Below are 22,203 nucleotides of genomic sequence, written 5' to 3'. Positions count from 1 at the left end.
GATGCGTCAGGAGCCACCGATGACCGTTCTCGCCGTGATCCCCGCCCGAGGGGGATCGAAGGGCGTCCCGGCCAAGAACCTGGCCGCGGTCGGCGGCGTACCGCTCGTCGCGCGGGCCGTCCGCGCCTGCCTCGACGCCCCGCTGGTCACCCATGTCGCGGTCTCCACCGACGACCCCGGCATCGCGGCCGTCGCCCGTGGAGCCGGCGCCGAGGTCGTGCTGCGGCCCGCGGCCATCGCGGGCGACACCGCCACCAGCGAGTCGGCCGTCCTGCACGCCATGGACGCGCACGAGGCCGTGCACGGCGCACCCGTCGACGTGGTGCTGCTCGTGCAGTGCACCAGCCCCTTCATCTCCCGGGAGGACATCGAGGGCGTCGCCCGCGCCGTCGCCCTGGACGGCGCCGACAGCGCGGTGACCGTCGCGCCCTTCCACGGCTTCGTGTGGCGCGAGGCCGACGAGGCGGCCGCCCCCGCCGGCAACAGCGCGGAGCAGGTGGGCGGCGGGTCCGTACTCGTCGACACCACCACGGCCACCGGCTCCGGATACGGCGTCAACCACGACTCCTCGTTCCGGCCGCGCCGCCAGGACCGCCCGCAGGACTTCCTGGAGACCGGAGCCGCGTACGCCATGTCCGCGGCCGGCTTCCGCGAGGCGGGCCACCGGTTCTTCGGCCGCACCGCGCTGGTGCACACCGATCCGGCGCGGGTCCTCGAGGTCGACGACCCGCACGATCTCGCCCGTGCCCGCGCGCTGGCGCCGCTGCTCGACACCGCCGCGGTACCCCGCCGCGAGGACATCGACGCCGTCGTCCTCGACTTCGACGGCACCCAGACCGACGACCGGGTCCTCATCGACGCGGACGGCCGCGAGATCGTCTCCGTCCACCGCGGAGACGGCCTCGGCGTCGCCCATCTGCGCAAGGCCGGCCTGGAACTGCTGATCCTGTCCACCGAGCAGAACCCGGTCGTCGCCGCCCGCGCCCACAAGCTCAAGGTCCCCGTCCTGCACGGCATCGACCGCAAGGACCTCGCACTCGAGCAGTGGTGCGAGGAGCGGGGCCTCGCACCCGAGCGGGTGCTCTACGTCGGCAACGACGTCAACGACCTTCCGTGCTTCCACCTCGTCGGCTGGCCCGTGGCCGTCGCGAGTGCGCACGACTCCGTACGCGCCGCCGCCCGTGCCGTCACTGCCACGCCCGGCGGCGAGGGGGCGATCCGTGAGATCGCCGCCTGGCTCCTCGGCCCGACGCTCAACACCCCTGAACCCGCCCCCATGTCCCCGAAGAAGTAAGGAACCACCCCCATGAGCACGTCCCGTCTGCGCGCCCTCGGCAACAAGATCGCGGGCCCCGGCCACCCCGTCTACGTCACCGGCGAGATCGGCATCAACCACAACGGCGACCTGGACAACGCCTTCGCCCTGATCGACGCCGCGGCCGAGGCCGGCTGCGACGCCGTCAAGTTCCAGAAGCGCACCCCCGAGATCTGCACCCCGCGCGACCAGTGGGACATCGAGCGCGACACCCCCTGGGGCCGGATGACGTACATCGACTACCGCCACCGCGTGGAGTTCGGCGAGGACGAGTACCGCCGGATCGACGAGCACTGCAAGGAGCGCGGCATCGACTGGTTCGCCTCCCCGTGGGACACCGAGGCCGTCGCCTTCCTCGAGAAGTTCGACGTCCCCGCCCACAAGGTGGCCTCCGCGTCGCTCACCGACGACGAGCTGCTGCGCGCCCTGCGCGCCACCGGCAAGACCGTCATCCTCTCCACCGGCATGTCGACGCCGAAGCAGATCCGCCACGCCGTCGAGGTCCTCGGCAGCGACAACATCCTGCTCTGCCACGCCACCTCCACCTACCCGGCCAAGGCGGAGGAGCTGAACCTGCGGGTCATCAACACCCTCAAGGACGAGTACCCGAACGTCCCGATCGGCTACTCCGGCCACGAGACCGGTCTGCAGACCACCCTCGCCGCCGTCGCCCTCGGCGCCGCGTTCGTCGAGCGCCACATCACCCTCGACCGCGCCATGTGGGGCTCCGACCAGGCCGCCTCCGTCGAGCCGCAGGGCCTCACCCGCCTGGTCCGCGACATCCGCACCATCGAGGCCGCGCTCGGCGACGGCGTCAAGAAGGTCTACGACTCCGAGCTCGCGCCGATGAAGAAGCTGCGCCGCGTCGCCGGTGTCGTCGCCGAGGCGGGCGACCGTGAGCCGGCCGCGGTCTGACCACCGGGCGTCCGCGGCGGGCGGACCCCGTCCGCCCGCCGCCGGACCCGGCACGGCCGCCGCCGGACCCGGCACGGCCGCCGCCGCGCACCGCCGCCCGGCTCTCCAGGCCGGCCCCCTTCGGGGCGACCGGGTCGGGGTGCTCCCGGACGGACCCGGTCCTGGCGGCCAGGGCCACGCGGGCCCTGATGGGGCCGGCCCTGACGGACAGGCCCAGGTGTCCCTGGTCGGACCGCTTCCGGGTGGATCCCGTTCCGGCGGATGGGTTCCCGTGTCCTCGACCGGAGCCGTGACCGGCGGCGGGGCTCCTGTGTTCCCGGACGGGTCTGTCCGGGGCGGAGCCCCGATGTTCTCGGTCGGACCCGGGGCCGGCGTCCAGGGCCACGCGGGTCCTGATGGGCCCGGCCCTGACGGACGGGCCCTGGCGTCCCTGGTCGGACCGCTTCCGGGTGGTCGGGTCCTGGCGGGACCGGGCGTACCCGGTCCTGGCGCATCCCGTCCTGGCGTAGCCGGTTCTGACGGACACGGTTCTGACGTACCCGGTCCTGGCGTATCCCGTCCTGGCGTAGCCGGTCCTGTCGGACACGGTTCTGTCGGACACGGTCCTGGCGGACGGGTTCCGGCGGGGCCGGTTCCGGTCGGGGGCGTCCCGGCCGTCGACATCCGCGTCGTGGCCGGCGGCCGCGCGCAGCAATCCACCAGCGCCCTGCGGGGTGGTCAGCCACGGACCCGGCTGAAGGCCGGCCCGGCATCACGAGGTGACAACCAGTGAATCTCGCCTTCGTCGAGAGTCCGGTCCAGCTCCTGAACGTCCTGGAGTGGGCCCACGCCACGCCGGCCGTACCCGGTCCCGGCGATCTCACCGTGGTCGTGCTCTCGCCCACGGACCCCATGTCGCGCGGCCAGCTCCGCCGGATGGCGGAACTGGCCCGGGACGCGGGCTTCGCCGTCCGCTGGCAGGAGGCGCGCGGCGGCATGGGCGCCCCGCTGCGCACCGTGCGCGAGCTCGGCCCGATACTGCGCCGCGCGGAGCGGATCGTCATAGGCGACCCGTTCTCCCGCTACGTACAGCTCCTGCTGACGCTGGTCGGCAGGAAGGACGTCACCGTCGTGGACGACGGCACGGCGACCATGGAGTTCGTCGCACAGGTCTCACGCGGGGAGCAGCTGGTGCGCTGGCACCGGCGCGGCAGCCGCCGCGGGCCGCGCGAGCTGGTGCTCGCCCCGGTCACCTTCCTGGCCCGGCGCCGGCTCGCCCCGTCGAGGACCCGGTCGGTCGAGGTGTTCACCTCGATGCCCGTCGAGCCGCCGCCGGGGATCACGGTCACGCGGAACGACTTCGCCTGGACCCGGGCGCGTTTCGGCCCGCCGACGATCACCCGCGGCGCGGACATGGTCGGCACCTCCCTGGTGGAGACCGGCGTCGTCGACCTCGGGCAGTACCTGGAGGCGGTCTCCGCCCTCGCCCGCGCCCACGGCGCGACCCGCTACTTCGCGCACCGCAGGGAGAGCGCGGACAAACTGCACCGGCTCGCGGTCGAGACCGGCCTGGAGGTGGTCCGCCCGGAACTTCCCCTCGAGCTGATCGCCCGGCGCGGCCCGATCGGAGCAACGGTCCTGAGCTTTCCCTCCACCGTCGTCCACACGCTGCCGTTGGCCCTGGCGGGCACGGGGATCCAGGTGGCGGTCTGCGACATCGCACCCGAATGGCTCAGGGAGAACGCCTCACCGCGCGCGCAGGGCTTCCTGGCAGGCGTCACCGGCACCGCCCGCGATGTGCGGCGGCTGCCGGCGCCGGCTTGAAGAGCCGAGGAGGAGCGGCAGTGAGCGGACGAGCACCGTCCGGAAAGGAAAGATCGACTCAAGAGCGAGCCGCGTGAGTTTACCCACTGCCGCGAGCGGCGAACCGCCGTGAGCGCAGAATTCTGTCCCCTGTGTGGCTGATGTTTTGTTGATCGCACGGCAGTTGAGGCATGAAGGGGCATACCCTTCACTGGGTGAACCAGTTGATGTCCCGCGAGTCCGAAGAAGTCGAACGGCCCGGCGCAGTCGCACTGCCCGGCACGCTGTCCGAGTCGCTGCGTGCCGAACTGATCGCGTTCCGGCGCGACTTGCACATGCATCCGGAGCTCGGCAACCAGGAGTTCCGCACCACCGCCGTGATCAAGGCACGCCTCGAGCAGGCCGGGCTCGAGCCCCGGGTCCTCGCCGCCGGCACCGGCCTGATCTGCGACATCGGTACGCCGGCTCCGGGCACCGTACGGCCCTTCTTCGCCATCCGCGCCGACATCGACGCACTCCCCATCCCCGACACCAAGACCGGCGTCCCCTACCGCTCCACCGTGCCCGACCGCGCCCACGCCTGCGGCCACGACGTGCACACCACCGTCGCGCTCGGAGCAGGGCTCGTGCTCGCCGATCTCGACCGGCAGGGGCTGCTGCCCCAGCCCGTCCGGCTGATCTTCCAGCCCGCGGAGGAAGTGCTGCCCGGGGGAGCGGCCGACGCGATCGAATCCGGCGTGCTCGAGGGTGTCAACAAGATCATCGCCGTGCACTGCGACCCCAAGGTCGACGCCGGCTCGGTCGGGCTCCGGCCCGGACCCATCACCTCCGCCTGCGACCGCCTCGAGGTGACCCTCGACGGCCCCGGCGGCCACACCGCCCGCCCGCACCTGACCACCGACCTGGTCACGGCGGCGGCGAAGATCGTCACCGAGGTGCCCGCGCTGCTCGCGCGCCGCGTCGACGCGCGGTCCGGTCTCGCCGTGACCTGGGGACGCATCGAATCCGGCCACGCCTGCAACGTCATCCCGCAGCACGCCGAACTCTCCGGGACCGTGCGGTGCCTGGACCTGGAGGGCTGGCGCGAGGCCCCCGACCTGGTGCACGCGGCGATCGACGAGATCGCGACGCTGCACCGGGCGAAGTCCCAGATCGACTACGTCCGCGGTGTGCCGCCCGTCGTCAACGACCCGGTCGTCACCGAACTGCTGCGCGACGCGCAGACGGCGCGGCGCGGAACGTATGCGATCGAGGACACCGAACAGAGTCTCGGCGGCGAGGACTTCTCCTGGTACCTGGAGCACGTCCCGGGCGCGATGGCACGCCTGGGCGTGCGGGTACCGGGCGACACGGTCAGGCGGGACCTCCACCGGGGCGACTTCGACGTGGACGAGTCGGCGATCACGGTGGGCGTGGAACTCTTCACGGCGGCGGCCCTCCTGGACGCCCGCATCGCCCTCTGACCCGCTGCGCCCTCGCACTGCGCCCGACCCGATCGGATCCGGCCCGGTTCCGCGGGGCGCGGCGGTCTCGTAGTGCGCCGCGCCCGTTTTGGGGGCGGCCCGGCCCAGGGCGCGGCGGTCTCGTGGTGCACCTGGTCCGGTTCGGGCACGGCCCGGTTCCGCGGGGCGCGTGGTGCACCTGGCCCGGTCCGCGTGGCGCGCGCGCGTGCAGCGCCGGTTCCGGTGAGGTGTCCGGTCCGGCCCGCGTGGCGCGGCGCCATCGTGCTGCGCCGGTTTCGGTGGGGTCCGGTCCGTGGCTGCGGCGGTCTCGTGGTGCGCCGTGCCCGGTTCGGGGACGGCCCGGCCCTGGGCGCGGCGGTCTCGTGGTGCACCTGGCCCGGTTCGGGTCCGGCCCGGCCCAGGGCGCGGCGGTCTCGTGGTGCGCCTACCTCGGTCGGGTCCGGCCCGGTCCGCGTGGCGCGGCGCGCGTGCAGCGCCTCCTCGCGGTGCGAGCTGACGCACGGAGGGAACGGGCGTCAGCGCATCGCGGCGCGAAGCTGCCGTGCCGGGGGTGTGGGGGCGTCAGCCCCCACGGAAACCTTCCTCTCCACTGGAGGGGCCCGGGGGCGGAGCCCCCGGTTTCGGGAAGGGGCGGGGTGGGGGAAAAGCCCCCGGGACGGGAAATGGCGCGACACGCCGAGCCCCCACGGGGACCGGCGCCCCCCGTCCCGGCCTACCGTGGTGCGTGGCCTGTTCGCGACGATCCGATAACGACTGATGAACGGGTCTTTAACTGACATCTACGCGCGTTACGATCGCCGCGAACCCAGCGCCGGAAGTGGCGCTTTCGGTCAGGTTTAAAGGAGCCCCCCAGTGCGCCGGATCACCAGGATCGCCACCGTGGGCATCGCGTCCGCGGCTCTCGCACTGTCTGCCACCGCGTGTGGCGGCAACAAGTCTTCCGAGTCGGGCGGCTCGGAAGACAACGGCGGCAAGGCCGCCATCGCGTACGACATCGGTGGCCGTGGCGACCAGTCGTTCAACGACGCCGCCTTCGCGGGCCTGGAGAAGGCCGAGAAGGAACTCGACATCACGGGCAGCGAGGCCGAGCCCAGCGAGGGCGAGGGTGACCCGGACAAGATCCAGCGCCTCACCGCGCTGGCCCGCGCCGGCAACAACCCGGTGATCGGTGTCGGTTTCGCCTACGCGCCCGCCATCGCCGAGGTCGCCCCGAAGTTCCCGAAGACGACCTTCGGTCTCATCGACGACACCTCCAAGACCGGCCCGAACATCGCCAACCTGGTGTTCAACGAGGAGCAGGGCTCCTACCTCGCCGGTGTCGCCGCCGCCAAGGTGACGAAGACGAACACCGTCGGCTTCATCGGCGGTGTGGAGACCCCGCTGATCAAGAAGTTCGAGGCGGGCTTCGTCCAGGGCGTCAAGGACACCAAGCAGGGCGTCAACGTCAAGGTCCAGTACCTGACGCAGCCGCCGGACTTCGGTGGCTTCTCGAAGCCGGACCTCGGCAAGGCCGCCGCGCAGGGCCAGCTCGACGCGGGCGCCGACGTGATCTACGCGGCCGCCGGTCTCGCGGGCTCCGGCTCGATCGAGGCGACCGCCAAGGCCGGCAAGTGGGCCATCGGCGTCGACTCCGACCAGTACAACCAGAAGGGTCTGGCCGCCTACAAGGACCAGATCCTGACCTCGGTCACCAAGAACGTCTCGGGTGCCGTGTTCAACCTGATCAAGTCGGTCAAGGACGGCAAGCCGCAGACCGGTGAGGTCCGCTACGGCCTCCAGGACAACGGCGTGGGCCTGTCGACCTCCAACCCGGCCTTCACCAAGATGACGGACGTCATCGCCGCGGTGGACAAGGCCAAGGCCGACATCATCGCCGGCACGGTCAAGGTCCAGACCGCTCCGTAACCGAGCGGCCGGAACCGCAGTCCGCGGGCCCCGGGGCGCAAGCCCCAAGGCCCGCGGACCGTTTCCGGCCCCGGGTTTTTGGTATTCGGGAGCGCTACGCGCGTAGAAGGCGCTCAGGCGCGATAACTTCGCCCCGCCCCCTGCCACTCACAGCCCGCCCCTTCCGCCTGCCCTCCCTGCTCCTCCCGCCAAGGAGAGTGCGTCATCAACGCGTCCAGCCCTCCTGCCGCCGTAGAACTGCGCGGCATCACCAAGCGCTTCCCCGGCGTCGTCGCCAACCACGACATCGACATCACGATCCGTCAGGGCACCGTGCATGCCCTCGTCGGTGAGAACGGTGCCGGTAAGTCGACCCTGATGAAGATCCTCTACGGCATGCAGAAGCCGGACGAGGGAACCATCACCGTCGACGGCGAACAGGTCACCTTCTCGAGCCCCGCCGACGCCATCGCACGCGGCATCGGCATGGTGCACCAGCACTTCATGCTGGCCGACAACCTCACCGTCCTGGAGAACGTCGTTCTCGGCGGCGAGAAGCTGTACGGCATCGGCGCCAAGGCCCGGAAGAAGATCCAGGAGATCTCCGACGCGTACGGCCTGGGGGTCCGCCCGGACGTCCTCGTCGAGCAGCTCGGCGTCGCCGACCGCCAGCGGGTGGAGATCCTCAAGGTCCTCTACCGCGGCGCCCGCACCCTGATCCTCGACGAGCCGACCGCCGTGCTCGTCCCGCAGGAGGTCGACGCTCTCTTCGCCAACCTCCGCGAGCTCAAGGCCGAGGGACTGACCGTCATCTTCATCTCCCACAAGCTGGGGGAGGTGCTGTCGGTCGCCGACGAGATCACCGTCATCCGCCGTGGCACGACGGTCGGCACGGCCGACCCGAAGTCCACCACGACCAAGCAGCTCGCCGAGCTGATGGTCGGCAGCGAACTGCCCTCGCCGGAGACCCGCGAGTCGACGGTGACCGACGTCCCGATGTTGAAGGTCGACGACCTCAGGCTCACGGTGACCGACCCCGACGGTGTGGTCCGCGAGGTCCTCGCCGGGATCGGCTTCACGATCCACAAGGGCGAGGTCATGGGCATCGCCGGCGTCGAGGGCAACGGCCAGACCGAGCTCATCGAGGCACTGATCGGCCTGCGCGACCCCGACGGGGGTGTCGTCACCCTCGACGGCGCCGACATCTCCCACGCGCCCACCCGCAAGCGGCGCGAGGGCGGCATCGGCTACATCCCCGAGGACCGGCACCGGCACGGGCTGCTGCTCGAGTCCACGCTGTGGGAGAACCGCATCCTCGGCCACGTCACCGAGTCGCCCAACAGCAAGAAGGGCCTGCTCGACCTCAAGGCCGCCCGCCAGGACACCGAGCGGATCGTCCGCGAGTACGACGTGCGCACCCCCGGGATCGAGGTCACCGCGGCCTCCCTGTCCGGTGGCAACCAGCAGAAGCTGATCGTCGGCCGCGAGATGAGCCACGCCCCCAAGCTGCTGATCGCCGCCCACCCCACGCGTGGCGTGGACGTCGGCGCGCAGGCGCAGATCTGGGACCAGATCCGCGAGGCGCGCCGCGAGGGTCTGGCGGTCCTGCTGATCTCGGCCGACCTGGACGAGCTCATCGGGCTCTCCGACACCCTGCGGGTCATGTACCGCGGCCGCCTGGTCGCGGACGCCGACCCCGCGACGATCACTCCGGAGGAGTTGGGCTCGGCGATGACCGGTGCCGCATCCGGCCACCTCGAGCACGACGAGAACGGTGAGAGCCGATGAAGAAGTTCGACAAGGACCGGCTGATCCTCGGCCTGGCGGGCCCGGCGCTCGCCCTGGTCGTGGCCTTCCTGCTCAGCTCGGTGGTGCTGCTGCTCTCGGACCTCAGCCCGGTCGAGCCGTACCGGCTGATGGTGGAGCAGATCGAGTTCACCGATGTGCAGGTGCTGGTCATCAACCAGACGGGCATCTACTACCTGGCGGCTCTGGCCGTCGCCATCGGCTTCCGGATGAACCTGTTCAACATCGGCGTCGACGGCCAGTACCGCCTCGCGGTCATGCTCGCCGCCGTCGTCGGTGCCGCGGTGGAGCTGCCCGGCCCGCTGCACATCCTGCTCATCGTGGTCGTCGCCATGGCCGTCGGAGCCTTCTGGGCCGGTATCGCGGGAGTCCTCAAGACCACCCGCGGCGTGAGCGAGGTCGTCTCCACGATCATGCTCAACGCCATCGCGACCAGCCTGATCGCCTGGATGATCCTGCCCGCGAACCTCGGCGTGCGGCCCGAGGGTTCCAACGACCTGACCACCGGTGAGATCGCCGAGTCCGGCTGGTTCCCCGGTCTGGCGCTGGACGGCGGCACCATCTACGGCTTCACCTTCGTGGCCTTCGCGCTGGGCATCGTCTACTGGTTCGTCCTCGGACGCACCCGCTTCGGCTTCGACCTGCGCGCCACCGGCGCCAGCGAGTCCGCCGCCCAGGCGAGCGGTGTCGACGCCAAGAAGATGGTCCTCACGGCCATGCTGATCTCCGGCGCCATGGCCGGCCTCGCCGGTATGCCGATGCTGCTCGGCCAGACCCACACCTACAGCCTGAGCTTCCCGGTCGGCGTCGGCTTCACCGCCATCGGCATCGCCCTGCTCGGCCGCAACAACCCGATCGGCATCCTCTTCGCCTCGCTGCTCTTCGCCTTCCTCGACAAGACGGCCGAAGGCATCGGGCTCGAGGGTTACCCGAAGGAACTGGCGCTGATCATGCAGGGCCTGATCGTGATCGCGGTCGTCGTGTCCTACGAGCTGGTCCGTCAGTACGGGCTCCGCCGCCAGCAGCAGAAGGTCGGCGAGGAGCTTGCCGCCCAGGCCCGCAAGAACAAGGAGGTGGCGGCGGCATGAGCGAGTCCACGAGCACTGTCTCCATGGCGAGCACCGCGCCCAAGAAGGGCGGCGGCCGCCGCAAGCTGTCCCTGCCCGTGATCCTGCTGATCGTCGCGGGCGGCCTGGCGCTGTTCTCCCTCGTGCGGGTGATCAGCGGCGCGGACGACCTCACCTCCGTCGGCCAGGTCTCCGGCGCGCTCCAGCTGGCCGTGCCGATCGGCCTCGCCGGCCTCGGCGGTCTGTGGGCCGAGCGGGCCGGTGTGATCAACATCGGCCTCGAGGGCATGATGATCCTCGGCACCTGGTTCGGCGCCTGGGCGGGCTACCAGTGGGGCCCGTGGACCGGTGTGCTGCTCGGCATCGCCGGCGGCGCGCTCGGCGGTCTGCTGCACGCGGTGATGACGGTGACGTTCAAGGTCAACCACATCGTCTCCGGTGTGGCCATCACCATCCTGGCCACCGGCCTCACCCGGTACATGTCGAACTTCACCTTCGCGGAGACCGAGGGCGGCTCCTCCAAGCAGTCGCCGCGTATCGACGCCATCGAGCGGATCACGATCCCCGGGCTCTCCGACTGGCTGGGCGACCTCCAGGCCAAGCACTGGTTCTTCGTCTCCGACCTGGCCGGTGTGCTGGGCGGTCTGGTCACCAACCTGTCGCTGCTCACCGTCGTCGCCCTGCTGCTGGTCCCCGGCACCTGGTGGCTGCTGTGGCGGACGTCGTTCGGCCTGCGCCTGCGGTCCTGCGGTGAGAACCCGATCGCCGCCGAGTCGCTCGGTGTCAACGTCTACAAGTACAAGTACATCGCCGTCATCGTCTCCGGCGGACTGGCCGGCCTCGGTGGCGCGTTCCTCGCGATCATCACCGGCATCTACCAGGAGGGCCAGACCGGCGGCCGCGGCTACATCGGTCTCGCCGCCATGATCTTCGGTAACTGGATGCCCGGCGGTATGGCGCTGGGAGCCGGCCTGTTCGGCTTCACCGACAGCCTCAAGCTGCGCGGCGGCGCCGTGAACGTCCACGCGATGCTGCTGCTGCTCGCCATCCTGCTGCTGATCGCGGTGGTCTGGCAGCTGTACCGGAAGAAGTACGTCGGGGCCGTGATCTCGGCCGCCTTCTCGGCGCTGCTGTTCACCTGGTACGCGCTCACGGACGAGCTCCCGAGCCAGTTCGTCGACGCGGCACCGTACGTGGCCACGCTGCTCGTACTCGCCGTGTCCGCACAGCGGCTGCGCATGCCGAAGGCCAACGGACAGCCGTACTTCAGGGGCCAGGGCAAGTGAGCGCGGAAGCCGGCTTCGACTGGGAGGCCCTGCGGGTACGTGCGCGTGAGGCGATGTCGCACGCGTACGCCCCCTACTCGGGCTTCCCGGTCGGTGTCGCCGCCCTCGTCGACGACGGCCGCACGGTGACCGGCTGCAACGTCGAGAACGCCTCGTACGGGCTCGGCCTGTGCGCCGAGTGCGGCCTGGTCTCGCAGCTCCAGGCGACCGGTGGCGGCCGCCTGACGCACTTCACCTGTGTGGACGGCCGGGGCGAGCTGCTGGTGCCGTGCGGCCGCTGCCGTCAGCTGCTGTACGAGTTCGGCGGCCCGGAGCTGCTGCTGGACACCCCAGGCGGGGTCCTGCCGCTCGCCGAGATGCTCCCGCAGGCCTTCGGCCCCGGGCACCTCGACTAGGAAGCCCGGCCGGGCTTCCGGCCCGGCACCCCGCGGCCCTTCCGCTTCGGTGGAGGGGCCGCTCCCTTACCCTCTCTCTATGCGCGTAGAGCGCGGCAGACCAACCTGGAGGAATGCCATGGACGTCATCTCCGTCATCCGCACCAAGCGGGACCGCGGCGAGCTGAGCCCCCAGCAGATCGACTGGGTCATCGACGCCTACACCCGCGGCGAGGTCGCGGACGAGCAGATGTCGGCCCTGGCCATGGCCATCCTTCTCAACGGCATGAACCGCACAGAGATCGCCCGCTGGACCGCCGCGATGATCGCCTCCGGCGAGCGGATGAACTTCGACGCGCTCTCCCGCCCGACCGCCGACAAGCACTCCACCGGAGGCGTCGGCGACAAGATCACGCTGCCGCTCGCCCCGCTCGTCGCCGCCTGCGGCGCGGCCGTCCCGCAGCTCAGCGGCCGGGGCCTCGGCCACACCGGCGGCACGCTCGACAAGCTGGAGTCCATCCCCGGCTGGCGGGCGCTGCTGTCCAACGAGGAGATGCTGGACGTCCTCGGCACCACCGGCGCGGTCATCTGCGCCGCCGGCGACGGCCTCGCCCCCGCCGACAAGAAGCTCTACGCGCTGCGCGACGTCACCGGCACCGTCGAGGCGATCCCGCTGATCGCGTCCTCGATCATGTCGAAGAAGATCGCCGAGGGCACCGGCTCGCTCGTGCTGGACGTGAAGGTCGGCACCGGCGCGTTCATGAAGACCATCGAGGACGCCCGCGAACTGGCCTCGACCATGGTCGCGCTGGGCACCGACAGCGGCGTGAAGACCGTGGCCCTGCTCACCGACATGTCCACCCCGCTCGGCCTGACGGCCGGCAACGCCCTCGAGGTCCGCGAGTCCGTCGAGGTCCTGGCCGGCGGCGGTCCCGCCGACGTCGTGGAGCTGACCCTCGCGCTCGCCCGTGAGATGCTCGACGCCGCCGGGATCAAGGACGCCGACCCGGCGAAGGCCCTGGCCGACGGCTCCGCGATGGACGTCTGGCGCCGCATGATCGCCGCCCAGGGCGGCGACCCGGACGCCACGCTGCCCGTGGCCCGCGAGCAGCACGTCGTGACCGCGCCCGCCTCCGGTGTGCTGACCCGCCTCGACGCCTACGACGTCGGCATCGCCGCCTGGCGCCTCGGCGCCGGCCGCGCCCGCAAGGAGGACCCGGTCCAGGCCGGCGCGGGCGTCGAGATCCACGCCAAGCCGGGCGACACGGTGACGGCGGGCCAGCCGCTGCTGACCCTGCACACGGACACCCCGGAGAAGTTCGACTACGCCCTCGAGTCCCTGGGTGCCGCCTGGGACATCGCGGAGCCGGGCACGGACTTCACGGCGACCCCGATCGTGCTGGACCGCATCGCCTGACCCGCGCGGAAGCGTGCCCGCCCCGGTGCGACGGCATCCCGCGACCGCGGGGGAGGGACCGGGGCCGGTATTTGTCACCGGCCCCGTCCGGAGCGCTGCGATGAGTTCCCGTCGCGGCGCCGGTCTCTTCCGGTGTGGACGCCATAAAGCCTGCCGTCATGCACATCACCGGGAGGATCACCCCGGCCGATGTGCCGCGCCTGTGTGAGGAACTCCGCCACCTGCTCCGCGACGACGGGACAGGCGGCGGAGCTCCCTGTGAGGTGTTCTGCGACGTCGGCGGGCTGGCCCAGGTGAACCTCGCCGCCGTCGACGCCCTCGCGCGCCTGCACCTCACGGCGCGGCGGCACGGCAGCCGGCTCCGGCTGAGGAACGCCGGACCCGACCTGCTCACCCTGCTGGACCTGGTGGGCCTGCCGGAACTGGCCGACGCCGCCTAGGCGGGCTCCTCCTCCGCCACCGGGGCACCCGTCTTGTCCAGCCGTGCCGGCAGGTCGAACAGCGGGAACCAGCGCTTGGTGTCCAGGAAGAAGTCCATCCCGCCCACCTTGCCCTCCGACAGCTCGAGGACGATGAGCGCCCACGGCTCGTACCCCTCGCCGTCCGCCGACGGGTGGTAGTGGGCGAACGCGGGGGCGCCGTTGGCCACGGTCGGGACCAGGCGCGAGCCACGGCAGACGTCGCCGACGCCGAGCATCCAGCCCACGATGTCGTCGTGGCCGCGCAGCCACAGATCGTAAGGGGGCATGGACATCGTGGCGTCCTCGTGGAGCAGCGCTGTCAGCGCCTTCATGTCGTACCCCTCGAAGGCCGCGACATAGCGCTCCAGCAGCTGCTGCTGCTCCTCGTCGAGCGGGTCCGCCGCGTCGGAAGAGGCCGGGCTCTGCTCGCTGAGCGTGGCGCGGGCGCGCTGGAGCGCGCTGTTGACCGAGGCGACCGTCGTGCCGAGGAGCTCGGCGACCTCGCTCGCCTTCCAGGCCAGCACCTCGCGCAGGATCAGGACCGCCCGCTGCTTGGGCGGCAGATGCTGGAGGGCCGCGACGAACGCGAGGCGGATCGTCTCCCGCTCCACGGCCGTCTCGGCCGGGTCCACCACCGAGGGCAGCACCCGCCCGTCGGGAACGGGCTCGAGCCAGGTGATCTCGGGGCGGGCGTTGAGCTGGGCCTGCGCGACCGGTGTGGGACCGGAGAGGTCCATCGGGCGGGCGCGGCGGTTACCGGCGTTCAGCATGTCGAGGCACACATTCGTCGCGATGCGGTACAGCCATGAGCGCAGGGAGGACCGGCCCTCGAACTTGTCGAAACTTCGCCACGCCCGGACCATCGTGTCCTGGACGGCGTCCTCCGCCTCGAAGGACGAGCCGAGCATGCGGTAGCAGTAGCCGGTCAGCTCTCTGCGGTGCTGCTCCAGCCGCGAATCCAGGTCCTGCGTCGCTGCCAGGTCACTCATCGGGTCCACCCCTGTCACCCATCGGTACCACCGCTTCGAAAGCTACCGCAGGCCACTGACACTCACCGCCGGACGGGAGAATCAGGGGTGGGACCGGGAGTGTTTCAGTGGCGCGCGCCCGCCGGTACGAGCCGCGCCTCGGCCCGCGCCGCGTGCGTCCCGTAGAGGGTGATCGACACGACGCCGAGGACCGCGAGCAGTCCGAGCAGCACCGTGCCGCCCCAGCCGCCGGTGCGGAAGGCGACCGCGCCGAGCGTGCCCCCCGCGCTGCTGCCCAGGTAGTAGGCCGACTGGTAGAGCGCGGACGCCTGGGCGCGGCCCGTCTTGGCGGTACGGCTCACGGAGGACGAGGCCACCGCGTGGCCGGCGAAGAAGCCGGCGGTGATCAGGACGAGGCCGAGGAGCACCGCGGCGAGGGTGTCCGAGAGGGACAGCAGCAGACCCGCGGCGGTCGTGGCGACCGCGAGGTACAGCGCGCCGCGGCGTCCGAGCCGGGCGACGAGCTGTCCGGCAGCGGCCGACGAGACCGTGCCCACCAGGTAGACCAGGAAGATCGAGCCGATCACGCCCTGCGGAAGGCCGAAGGGCTCCGCGACGAGCCGGTAGCCGATCACCGTGTAGACGGCGCCGAAGACCGTCATGAACAGCGCGCCGATCGCGTACAGGCGCAGCAGCAGCGGATCGGCGAGGTGAGTGCGGACGGTCCTCGCGAGGGTGCGGGGGTCGAGCGTCCCGGGCGTGAAGTGCCGGGCCTTCGGCAGCAGCGCGCGGAAGACCAGCGCGCAGGCCAGCGCCATCACGCCGACCGCGCCGAGCGCGACGCGCCAGTCGAAGGCCTGTGCCACCCAGCCGGTGAGGATCCGGCCGCTCATGCCACCGATGCTGTTGCCCGCCACGAACAGTCCGATCGCGCCGACCAGCGCCTTCGGCCTGACCTCTTCCGCCAGGAACGCCATCGCGGAGGCGGGCAGACCGGCGAGCGCCGCGCCCTGCACGGCGCGCAGCGCCACCAGCCACTCGACGTTCGGCGCGAACGGCACCAGCAGGCCGACCACGACCGCGACCGCGAGGGACACCTTCATCACGGCGGTCCGCCCGTAGCGCTCGGACAGCGCGCTCATCGGCAGGACGCACAGGGCCAGCGCGCCGGTCGCGGCGGACACGGTCCAACTGGCGGCCGACGCGGTGACGCCGAAGTCGGCGGAGACGGCGGGCAGCAGCGCCTGCGTGGAGTAGAGGAGGGCGAAGGTCGCCATCCCGGCGGCGAAGAGCGCGAAGCTCATGCGGCGGTAGCCGGCCACGCCGGGGGAGAGAAGGTCGGGGGACGACGGGGCGGCGCCCACGGTGGTGGGCGCCTTGGTACTGGCAGGAGGCATACGTCGAAGGTAGGCTCCGATTTTTCATGCGTCCAATGCATGAAACGGCGATAATCGTTCCCATGGTGCATGAACGCAGCTCAGGGCCCCGCCTGTCACCCAGTAGTTACGAAGAAGACATCACGCTGGAGCTTGCTCCCCGCCTCGCGTACTTCGCCGGCGTCGCCCGGCACGAGCATGTGACGCGCGCCGCACAGGACATGGGCGTCCCTCAGTCGACGCTGTCGCGGGCGATGGTCCGCCTGGAAGCGGACCTGGGCGTCACCCTGTTCGCCCGCAAAGGCCGCACGGTCTCGCTCACCCCGGCCGGCCGCACGTTCCTCGCCTCCGTCGAGCGGGCACTGGCCGAGGTGGAACGGGCCGCGGAGTCCGTCCGCGCCGACACCGACCCACGGTCGGGCAAGGTCGCCTTCGGCTTCCTGCACACCATGGGGTCGGAGACGGTGCCGGGTCTGATCCGCGCCTTCCGCGCGGACCACCCGCGCATCCGCTTCACCCTCGTCCAGAACTACGGCGAGGCCATGCTCGAACGGCTCCGGGCGGGCGAGCTGGACCTGTGCCTCACCTCGCCCGTGCCCGACGCCCCCGACCTCGTCGCCCGCCGCCTCGACGAGCAGCGGCTGCGGCTCGTGGTCCCCGACGACCACCGGCTGGCCGGCCGCAAGCGCGTCCGGCTCGCGGAGGCGGCCGACGAGAGCTTCGTGACCCTCGAACCCGGTTACGGGCTGCGGCGCATCACCGACGACCTGTGCGCCGAGGCCGGGTTCGCCCCGCGCGTCGCCTTCGAGGGTGAGGAGGCGGAGACGCTGCGCGGACTGGTGGCGGCCGGCCTCGGCGTCGCCCTCCTGCCGCCACCGGCCGTCGCCCGCCCGGGAGTTGTGGAGCTGACGGTGACCGCGCCCAGAGCGGCACGCGAGATCGGCGTCGCCTGGCTCGACGGCCACCCGGAAACCCCGCCGGTGGCGGAGTTCAAACGTTTCCTGCTGTCCCGGCGCGGCCGGCTGCTGCCGCAGTAGCCCGCCGGGACGTCGGGCCGGCCGTCAGTGGGCCGCGTCGAGCCTGGCGCGCTGGTCCTCCGTCAGGTCCAGGTCCACCGCGGCCAGATTCTCCTCCAGTTGGGCCACCGAGGACGCCCCCGCCAGCGGGATCACCGGCAGGGCGCCGCCGATCTGCCAGGCGAGCACCACCTGGTTCACGCTGGCGCCGGTCTCCTTCGCGACCTCGCGCAGCGCCGCGAGCCGGGCGGGCGTCCCCGGGTGGTCGTAGTCCGGCGGCAGCGGCTTGTCCTCGCGGGTGTACGCCCCGGCCAGCAGCGGCGAGTACGCGACCAGGGTCAGACCGGGCTCGGCCCGCAGATAGCTCAGCAACTCCGCACCGGCGTGCCCGAGACTGCCGTCCTCGAAGAGATCGGACGGCATGTCGAAGCGCGGCCGCAGATGGCTGTGCTGGTACTGGAGGACCTCGTAGCCGGGCACACCGGCGGCAGCGGCGAGCGCGCGTGCCCGCTCGACGCGCCAGATCGCGTGGTTGCTCGCCCCGAGCAGTCCGACCGTGCCCTCCGCCACCAGCGTGCCGAAGGCCTCCACCGTCTCCGCGAGCGGGACGGTCCGGTCCTCGATGTGCGCGTAGAGCAGGTCGAGACGGTCGACCCCGAGGCGCTCCCGGCTGCGCTCCGCGGCCTCGCGGACCGCCTTGGCCGACAGGCCCTCCGCGTTGTCCACGTAACCGGTGCCGGGGGCGAGCGGCGCGGCGCCCAGCTTGGTGGCGATGACCACCTCGTCCCCGACTCCGCGGCTCCGGCGCCAGCGGCCGAGCAGCGCCTCGCTCTGTCCGCCGACGTCACCGCCGACCCAGAACGCGTAGTTGTCGGACGTGTCGATGAAATTGCCACCGGCCTCGACGTAGCGGTCCAGGACGGCGAACGAGGTCTTCTCGTCGGTCAGGGTGCCGAACAGCATGGCGCCCAGCGCCAGGACGCTGACCCTGCGCGCGCCCGCGCCGGTGCCGATGGTGCGGTACTTCATGGTGGATCCCTCCCCTTCAGGCCCGAAGTCCCCGGGCTCACAAGGGAGTCTGGATTTTGGAGCGCACTTCAAGTCAAGCCCGTCAGGCCCGCAGCGACCGCCCGAATCCCGCCGCCAGCGGCATCCGCAGTCCGAGCGGCGGCGGCGCCGCGAGGGCGTCGGCCACCGGGCGGGCGTAGGTGCCGGTGAAGAGGGAGCCGCGCACGAAGTCCACGGCCAGCGCCTGCACCTCGTTCTGGTACTGGCGCAGCGCGTGCCCGTCGGAGTGGACCTCGAAGCGGCAGATGTCGCGATGGGCCTTCTTGGCGCGCTCGGCGAGCCGGTAGGAGAGCTCCGGGTCCGTGCGCGCGTCATTGGTGCCGTGCACGATCAGCACCTGGCGGCCGGCGAGCTGCCGTACCGGCTCCGGGTCCGCCGCCCGGTCCTCCTCGGGCAGCCAAGGAGCCAGCGCCAGCACGGAGTTGACGGCCGGGTGCCCGGCCGCGCGCAGCGCCGCCCGCCCGCCCATGCCGTGACCCGCCAGGCACACGGGCACGTCCCCGTAGCGGCGTACGACCTCCTCCACCGCCCAGGTCGCGTCGGCGGCGAGCCGGGCGTCCGCCCCGTTCCAGCCGCGGCCCCGGTAGCGGACGCTGTGCACGACCAGCCCGTCGTCGCGCCCCGCCCTCGCGAGCGCGCGGCCGAGCGGCACGACGGCGGCGTACGACCACGCGGACGCCCGGCGCGCCGACTCCGGCTCGCCGTCCGGCAGCAGCAGCACCGCCCCCGCCACCGCCGGGTCCCTGCCGTCGTTCCGGACGCCGAAACGCCCCGGCAGGCCGCCGAGCCTCGCCCGCGGTGTCCGGCCCCCCTGTTCCGCCCGTACGACGGTCGTCTCACCGAGGGCGTTCGCCCCTCCGGCCGCAGCGGCCGGACGCCCCCACCACCGGGGCAGTGCGTGGTGTGCCATGGCAGAACAGTCTCAGAAGCCGAGGTGTACTCCACCCGTACGCACGGTCACTGTTACGTATCGACAGGCGATCCGAGGGGGCGCGCTCTACGCGCGTAGGGGCTAGAGTGCGCAGATGACGAGCCAGACCCTCAATTCGCCCACCGCGGACCAGATCCGCCGCGCCCCGAAGGTGCTGCTCCACGACCACCTGGACGGCGGTCTGCGGCCGGGCACGATCATCGAACTCGCCCGCGACGCCGGGTACGAGGCCCTTCCGGAGGCCGAACCCGACAAGCTCGGCATCTGGTTCCGGGAGGCCGCGGACTCGGGCTCGCTGGAACGCTACCTGGAGACCTTCGCGCACACCTGCGCCGTGATGCAGTCCCGTGACGCGCTCTTCCGCGTGGCCGCGGAGTGCGCACAGGACCTGGCGGAGGACGGGGTCGTCTACGCCGAGGTCCGCTACGCCCCCGAGCAGCACCTCGAGGGCGGCCTGAGCCTCGAGGAGGTCGTCGAGGCGGTCAACGAGGGCTTCCGCGAGGGGGAGCGGCTGGCACGCGAGAGCGGTCACCGCATCCGGGTCGGCGCGCTGCTCACCGCGATGCGGCACGCCGCCCGCGCGCTGGAGATCGCCGAGCTCGCCAACCGCTACCGCGACAGCGGCGTCGTCGGGTTCGACATCGCCGGCGCGGAGGCGGGTTTCCCGCCCACCCGGCACCTCGACGCCTTCGAGTACCTGAAGCGCGAGAACAACCACTTCACCATCCACGCGGGCGAGGCGTTCGGGCTGCCCTCGATCTGGCAGGCGCTCCAGTGGTGCGGCGCCGACCGGCTCGGGCACGGCGTGCGGATCATCGACGACATCGAGGTGGCGGAGGACGGCACGGTGAAGCTGGGCAGGCTCGCCGCGTACGTACGGGACAAGCGCATCCCGCTGGAGATGTGCCCCACCTCCAACCTGCAGACGGGGGCCGCCGACTCCATCGCGGCCCATCCCATCGGGCTGCTGCGGAAGCTGCACTTCAGGACCACGGTCAACACCGACAACCGGCTGATGAGCGGCACCAGCATGAGCCGCGAGTTCGAGCTGCTGACCGAGGCGTTCGGATACACGCTCGACGACATGCAGTGGTTCACCGTCAACGCGATGAAGTCCGCGTTCATCCCTTTCGATGAACGACTGGCGATGATCAGCGACGTCATCAAGCCGGGCTACGCCGAACTCAAGTCCGAATGGCTCTTCCGGCAGACCGCCACAGGCGGGCACTGACCCCTCGCCGTCACCCGGACGGCACCTACACCGAAGCGGCCGGAGCCGTCAATTTCCGGCCGCTTCGCGGTGTTTGCGGGGCATGTGCAAGCCTGACTAGCTTGCAGAGCCGCTCATGTTCCCGTCCCCAAGGATTCGTTCCTGATGAAGCAGTCTGCTGCAAAGACCCTCGGTGTCGCCGCTCTCGGTGCCGCCTTCGCCGCTGCCGCCGCGGGTACCGCCTCCGCGGCCCCCGCCGTACCCGACCCGACGGGTGCGCTCGGCAACCTCTCCACGACGCTGCCGCTCAACGAGGTGACAGAAAAGCTGCCGGCGGGCGCGGCCGCGGTGCCCGCCACCGCGCAGGGTGCCGTCGGACAGGCCGTTCCCTCGGGCGCGACCGACCCCGTCAGCGGTCTGCTCGGCGGCCTCCCGGTGGCCGGCGGTCTCACCGGCGGTCCCCTGGGCGGTCTCACCGGCGGCCCGCTCGGCGGTCTCACCGGCGGTCTGCCGACCGGCGTCTGACGCACACGCCGGCCACAGGCCGGCACACGCCTGTGGGGCGCACTCCCGAACCGGGTGTGCGCCCCGCGGTGTCCGTGCCAGGATCGCCGCCGCCCGTGCGAGCCACGCGGTGACGCCTCCGTACCGCTCACGGCGCCGGAGCTCGAGCGTGCGGCCCTCACCACCAGGGACCTGACCGGGTTCCACGTCTCCGCCGGGAAGAGCGCGCCCGCCCCCTCGGGGCAGCCCACCCCCGACGAGGCCCCGTGCCGGCCGCGGGCCGACGCCATGGGCGACGATCCCGACGGGCGTGCCCGGCACACCGGCGGCCGCGGTCTCGGGTCGCTCGACGACCTCGGCCTCGCGGTCTCGTCGTCGCCCGGTTCCTGCTTCGTGGCGTCCGGCCTCGTGGGTCGCGATCCGCCGCCGGTCCCCCTGGGCCGTCGTGGACGAGCAGCCGGCGAAGGCCGCGCAGGTGCTCGCCGGCTGACGGCCCGGGAAGCCGGGTCACCAGGCGCCGGCGGCCGGCTTCTCGGCGGGCAGCAGCATCCACAGCGCCAGGTAGAGCAGGAACTGCGGGCCCGGCAGCAGGCAGGAGGCCACGAAGATGACGCGCATCGTGGTGGCGGACGTACCGAAGCGCCTGGCCAGCGCTGCGCACACTCCGCCGATCATGCGTCCGTCACGGGGGCGGGCAATTGCGGCCATGGTGGGCTCCTTCACGAGAGCTGTCGCCGGGAGCCTCTCGGTGTGCTCCCGATGACTCCATGGTGGCTTCGCGAAGGGGGACGAAGCGTCGCTCTACGGGGCGATCCCGACCCTGGGAATCGTCGGGGTCGCCCCCTGAGAACCCTCGTCCCTGAGCATGGCCCCGCGCCGTACCTCGCGACCCTGGCCGCGCAGCGCGGTCCCGCCGCGCGTACGCAGCAGTCTGCGGCGCAGCCGGGCACGGCCCGCGGGCACGACCGCGAGGTGGGCGAGTGCCACGCCTGTGGTGTTCAGCAGGAGCGAGTCGATGTCGACGACCTGACCGGGCACCCCGGTCTGCAGCAGCTCGATGCCGAGCGACAGCAGGGCGCCGGCCGCGACCGTACGGGCGAGGGACGCCCACGGGGACACGGCGAGACGGCCGCTCGCCATCGGCAGCAGGACCCCGAGCGGTGCCAGCAGGAGCAGTCCGCCGCCGATGTGCCGTGCGGCTTCGACGGGTCCGAGCTCCAGATGGGCCTTGATGCCCGCGAGGGGTTCCAGGTTCGCCGCCGTCACCCACATCACGTCGAGTGGTCGCAGCGTCAGCCAGGAGACGAGCAGCAGATGGGCGAGGACGAGGACGACGCCCGCCACGCGGAAGCGAATGGCG

The 22,203-nt window shown here is 71.9% G+C and carries 20 protein-coding genes; 14 read left to right on the top strand and 6 right to left on the bottom strand.

All coding sequences use genetic code 11. The features are described from left to right. Nucleotides 1-19 precede the first annotated feature (19 nt). The 11 genes from SPRI_RS14665 to SPRI_RS14615 all read left to right on the top strand — a co-directional run bounded on the left by SPRI_RS14665 (nt 20) and on the right by SPRI_RS14615 (nt 13,749). Nucleotides 20-1,294, top strand: a complete 1,275-nt coding sequence (locus tag SPRI_RS14665; RefSeq protein ID WP_106428421.1) for an acylneuraminate cytidylyltransferase — start codon at nt 20-22, stop codon at nt 1,292-1,294. Nucleotides 1,295-1,306: 12 nt separating this feature from the next. Beyond that, nucleotides 1,307-2,230 carry an N-acetylneuraminate synthase family protein gene (locus tag SPRI_RS14660; RefSeq protein WP_005313016.1) on the top strand — a complete coding sequence of 308 codons (924 nt, stop codon included), beginning with the start codon at nt 1,307-1,309 and terminating at the stop codon, nt 2,228-2,230. A gap of 768 nt (nt 2,231-2,998) precedes the next feature. Then, a complete protein-coding gene (locus SPRI_RS14655; protein ID WP_005313013.1) occupies nt 2,999-4,033 on the top strand; it encodes a hypothetical protein in 1,035 nt (344 codons plus the stop codon). A 206-nt stretch (nt 4,034-4,239) separates the two neighbouring features. Beyond that, nucleotides 4,240-5,475 (top strand): amidohydrolase, encoded by a 1,236-nt coding sequence (locus SPRI_RS14650; protein ID WP_037773912.1) that lies wholly within the window; start codon nt 4,240-4,242, stop codon nt 5,473-5,475. Nucleotides 5,476-6,327: 852 nt separating this feature from the next. Then, nucleotides 6,328-7,380, top strand: a complete 1,053-nt coding sequence (locus SPRI_RS14645) for a BMP family lipoprotein (protein WP_005313007.1) — start codon at nt 6,328-6,330, stop codon at nt 7,378-7,380. Between the two features lie 204 nt (nt 7,381-7,584). Continuing rightward, on the top strand, nt 7,585-9,147 hold the full coding sequence (locus SPRI_RS14640; RefSeq protein ID WP_078535269.1) for an ABC transporter ATP-binding protein: 1,563 nt from the start codon (nt 7,585-7,587) through the stop codon (nt 9,145-9,147). Further along, entirely contained in the window at nt 9,144-10,253 is a 1,110-nt protein-coding gene (locus tag SPRI_RS14635) for an ABC transporter permease (protein ID WP_005313001.1), read from the top strand. The genes SPRI_RS14640 and SPRI_RS14635 overlap by 4 nt, the downstream gene beginning before the upstream one ends. After that, nucleotides 10,250-11,518 (top strand): ABC transporter permease, encoded by a 1,269-nt coding sequence (locus tag SPRI_RS14630; protein WP_005312998.1) that lies wholly within the window; start codon nt 10,250-10,252, stop codon nt 11,516-11,518. Before SPRI_RS14635 ends, SPRI_RS14630 begins: the two co-directional genes overlap by 4 nt. Then, complete coding sequence (locus tag SPRI_RS14625; RefSeq protein WP_005312996.1) at nt 11,515-11,913, top strand: cytidine deaminase; 399 nt, start codon at nt 11,515-11,517, stop codon at nt 11,911-11,913. The genes SPRI_RS14630 and SPRI_RS14625 overlap by 4 nt, the downstream gene beginning before the upstream one ends. 118 nt (nt 11,914-12,031) lie before the next feature. Then, nucleotides 12,032-13,309 carry a thymidine phosphorylase gene (locus tag SPRI_RS14620; RefSeq protein WP_005312992.1) on the top strand — a complete coding sequence of 426 codons (1,278 nt, stop codon included), beginning with the start codon at nt 12,032-12,034 and terminating at the stop codon, nt 13,307-13,309. A 158-nt stretch (nt 13,310-13,467) separates the two neighbouring features. Continuing rightward, nucleotides 13,468-13,749, top strand: a complete 282-nt coding sequence (locus SPRI_RS14615) for an STAS domain-containing protein (RefSeq protein ID WP_259372229.1) — start codon at nt 13,468-13,470, stop codon at nt 13,747-13,749. Here SPRI_RS14615 and SPRI_RS14610 read toward each other — a convergent pair. Both SPRI_RS14610 and SPRI_RS14605 read right to left on the bottom strand, forming a co-directional pair. Then, nucleotides 13,746-14,759: a sigma-70 family RNA polymerase sigma factor gene (locus tag SPRI_RS14610; protein ID WP_005312983.1), complete on the bottom strand. Its 1,014-nt coding sequence runs from the start codon at nt 14,757-14,759 to the stop codon at nt 13,746-13,748. The two genes, SPRI_RS14615 and SPRI_RS14610, sit on opposite strands and share 4 nt — an antisense overlap. Nucleotides 14,760-14,863: 104 nt before the next feature. Then, nucleotides 14,864-16,135 (bottom strand): MFS transporter, encoded by a 1,272-nt coding sequence (locus SPRI_RS14605; protein WP_005312980.1) that lies wholly within the window; start codon nt 16,133-16,135, stop codon nt 14,864-14,866. A 62-nt stretch (nt 16,136-16,197) separates the two neighbouring features. Here SPRI_RS14605 and SPRI_RS14600 point away from each other — a divergent pair, with 62 nt between their 5' ends. Next, nucleotides 16,198-17,151: a LysR family transcriptional regulator gene (locus SPRI_RS14600; RefSeq protein WP_005312977.1), complete on the top strand. Its 954-nt coding sequence runs from the start codon at nt 16,198-16,200 to the stop codon at nt 17,149-17,151. 24 nt (nt 17,152-17,175) lie between these two features. Here the strand turns inward: SPRI_RS14600 and SPRI_RS14595 are convergent, their stop codons facing one another. Both SPRI_RS14595 and SPRI_RS14590 read right to left on the bottom strand, forming a co-directional pair. Further along, nucleotides 17,176-18,159, bottom strand: a complete 984-nt coding sequence (locus SPRI_RS14595; RefSeq protein WP_005312974.1) for an aldo/keto reductase — start codon at nt 18,157-18,159, stop codon at nt 17,176-17,178. A gap of 82 nt (nt 18,160-18,241) precedes the next feature. Continuing rightward, entirely contained in the window at nt 18,242-19,108 is an 867-nt protein-coding gene (locus tag SPRI_RS14590; RefSeq protein WP_374987855.1) for an alpha/beta hydrolase, read from the bottom strand. 115 nt (nt 19,109-19,223) lie between these two features. On the opposite strand from SPRI_RS14590, the gene SPRI_RS14585 reads away from it, so the two are divergent. Together SPRI_RS14585 and SPRI_RS14580 are read left to right on the top strand one after the other, a co-directional pair. Next, nucleotides 19,224-20,360: an adenosine deaminase gene (locus tag SPRI_RS14585; RefSeq protein WP_005312964.1), complete on the top strand. Its 1,137-nt coding sequence runs from the start codon at nt 19,224-19,226 to the stop codon at nt 20,358-20,360. A gap of 144 nt (nt 20,361-20,504) precedes the next feature. Further along, nucleotides 20,505-20,864 (top strand): hypothetical protein, encoded by a 360-nt coding sequence (locus SPRI_RS14580; RefSeq protein ID WP_053556994.1) that lies wholly within the window; start codon nt 20,505-20,507, stop codon nt 20,862-20,864. A 486-nt stretch (nt 20,865-21,350) separates the two neighbouring features. Here SPRI_RS14580 and SPRI_RS14575 read toward each other — a convergent pair whose 3' ends face one another. Beyond that, nucleotides 21,351-21,551 (bottom strand): PspC domain-containing protein, encoded by a 201-nt coding sequence (locus SPRI_RS14575; protein ID WP_005312962.1) that lies wholly within the window; start codon nt 21,549-21,551, stop codon nt 21,351-21,353. Between the two features lie 93 nt (nt 21,552-21,644). Next, the gene (locus SPRI_RS14570; protein WP_005312959.1) at nt 21,645-22,187 is read right to left on the bottom strand and encodes a VanZ family protein; all 543 of its coding nucleotides are present in this window, start codon (nt 22,185-22,187) and stop codon (nt 21,645-21,647) included. Between the last annotated feature and the right edge of the window lie 16 nt (nt 22,188-22,203).

The organism is Streptomyces pristinaespiralis (assembly GCF_001278075.1).
Taxonomy (GTDB): domain Bacteria; phylum Actinomycetota; class Actinomycetes; order Streptomycetales; family Streptomycetaceae; genus Streptomyces; species Streptomyces pristinaespiralis.
The sequence above is the reverse complement of the archived record's forward strand: the minus strand, read 5'-3'. Positions and strand labels throughout refer to the sequence as shown.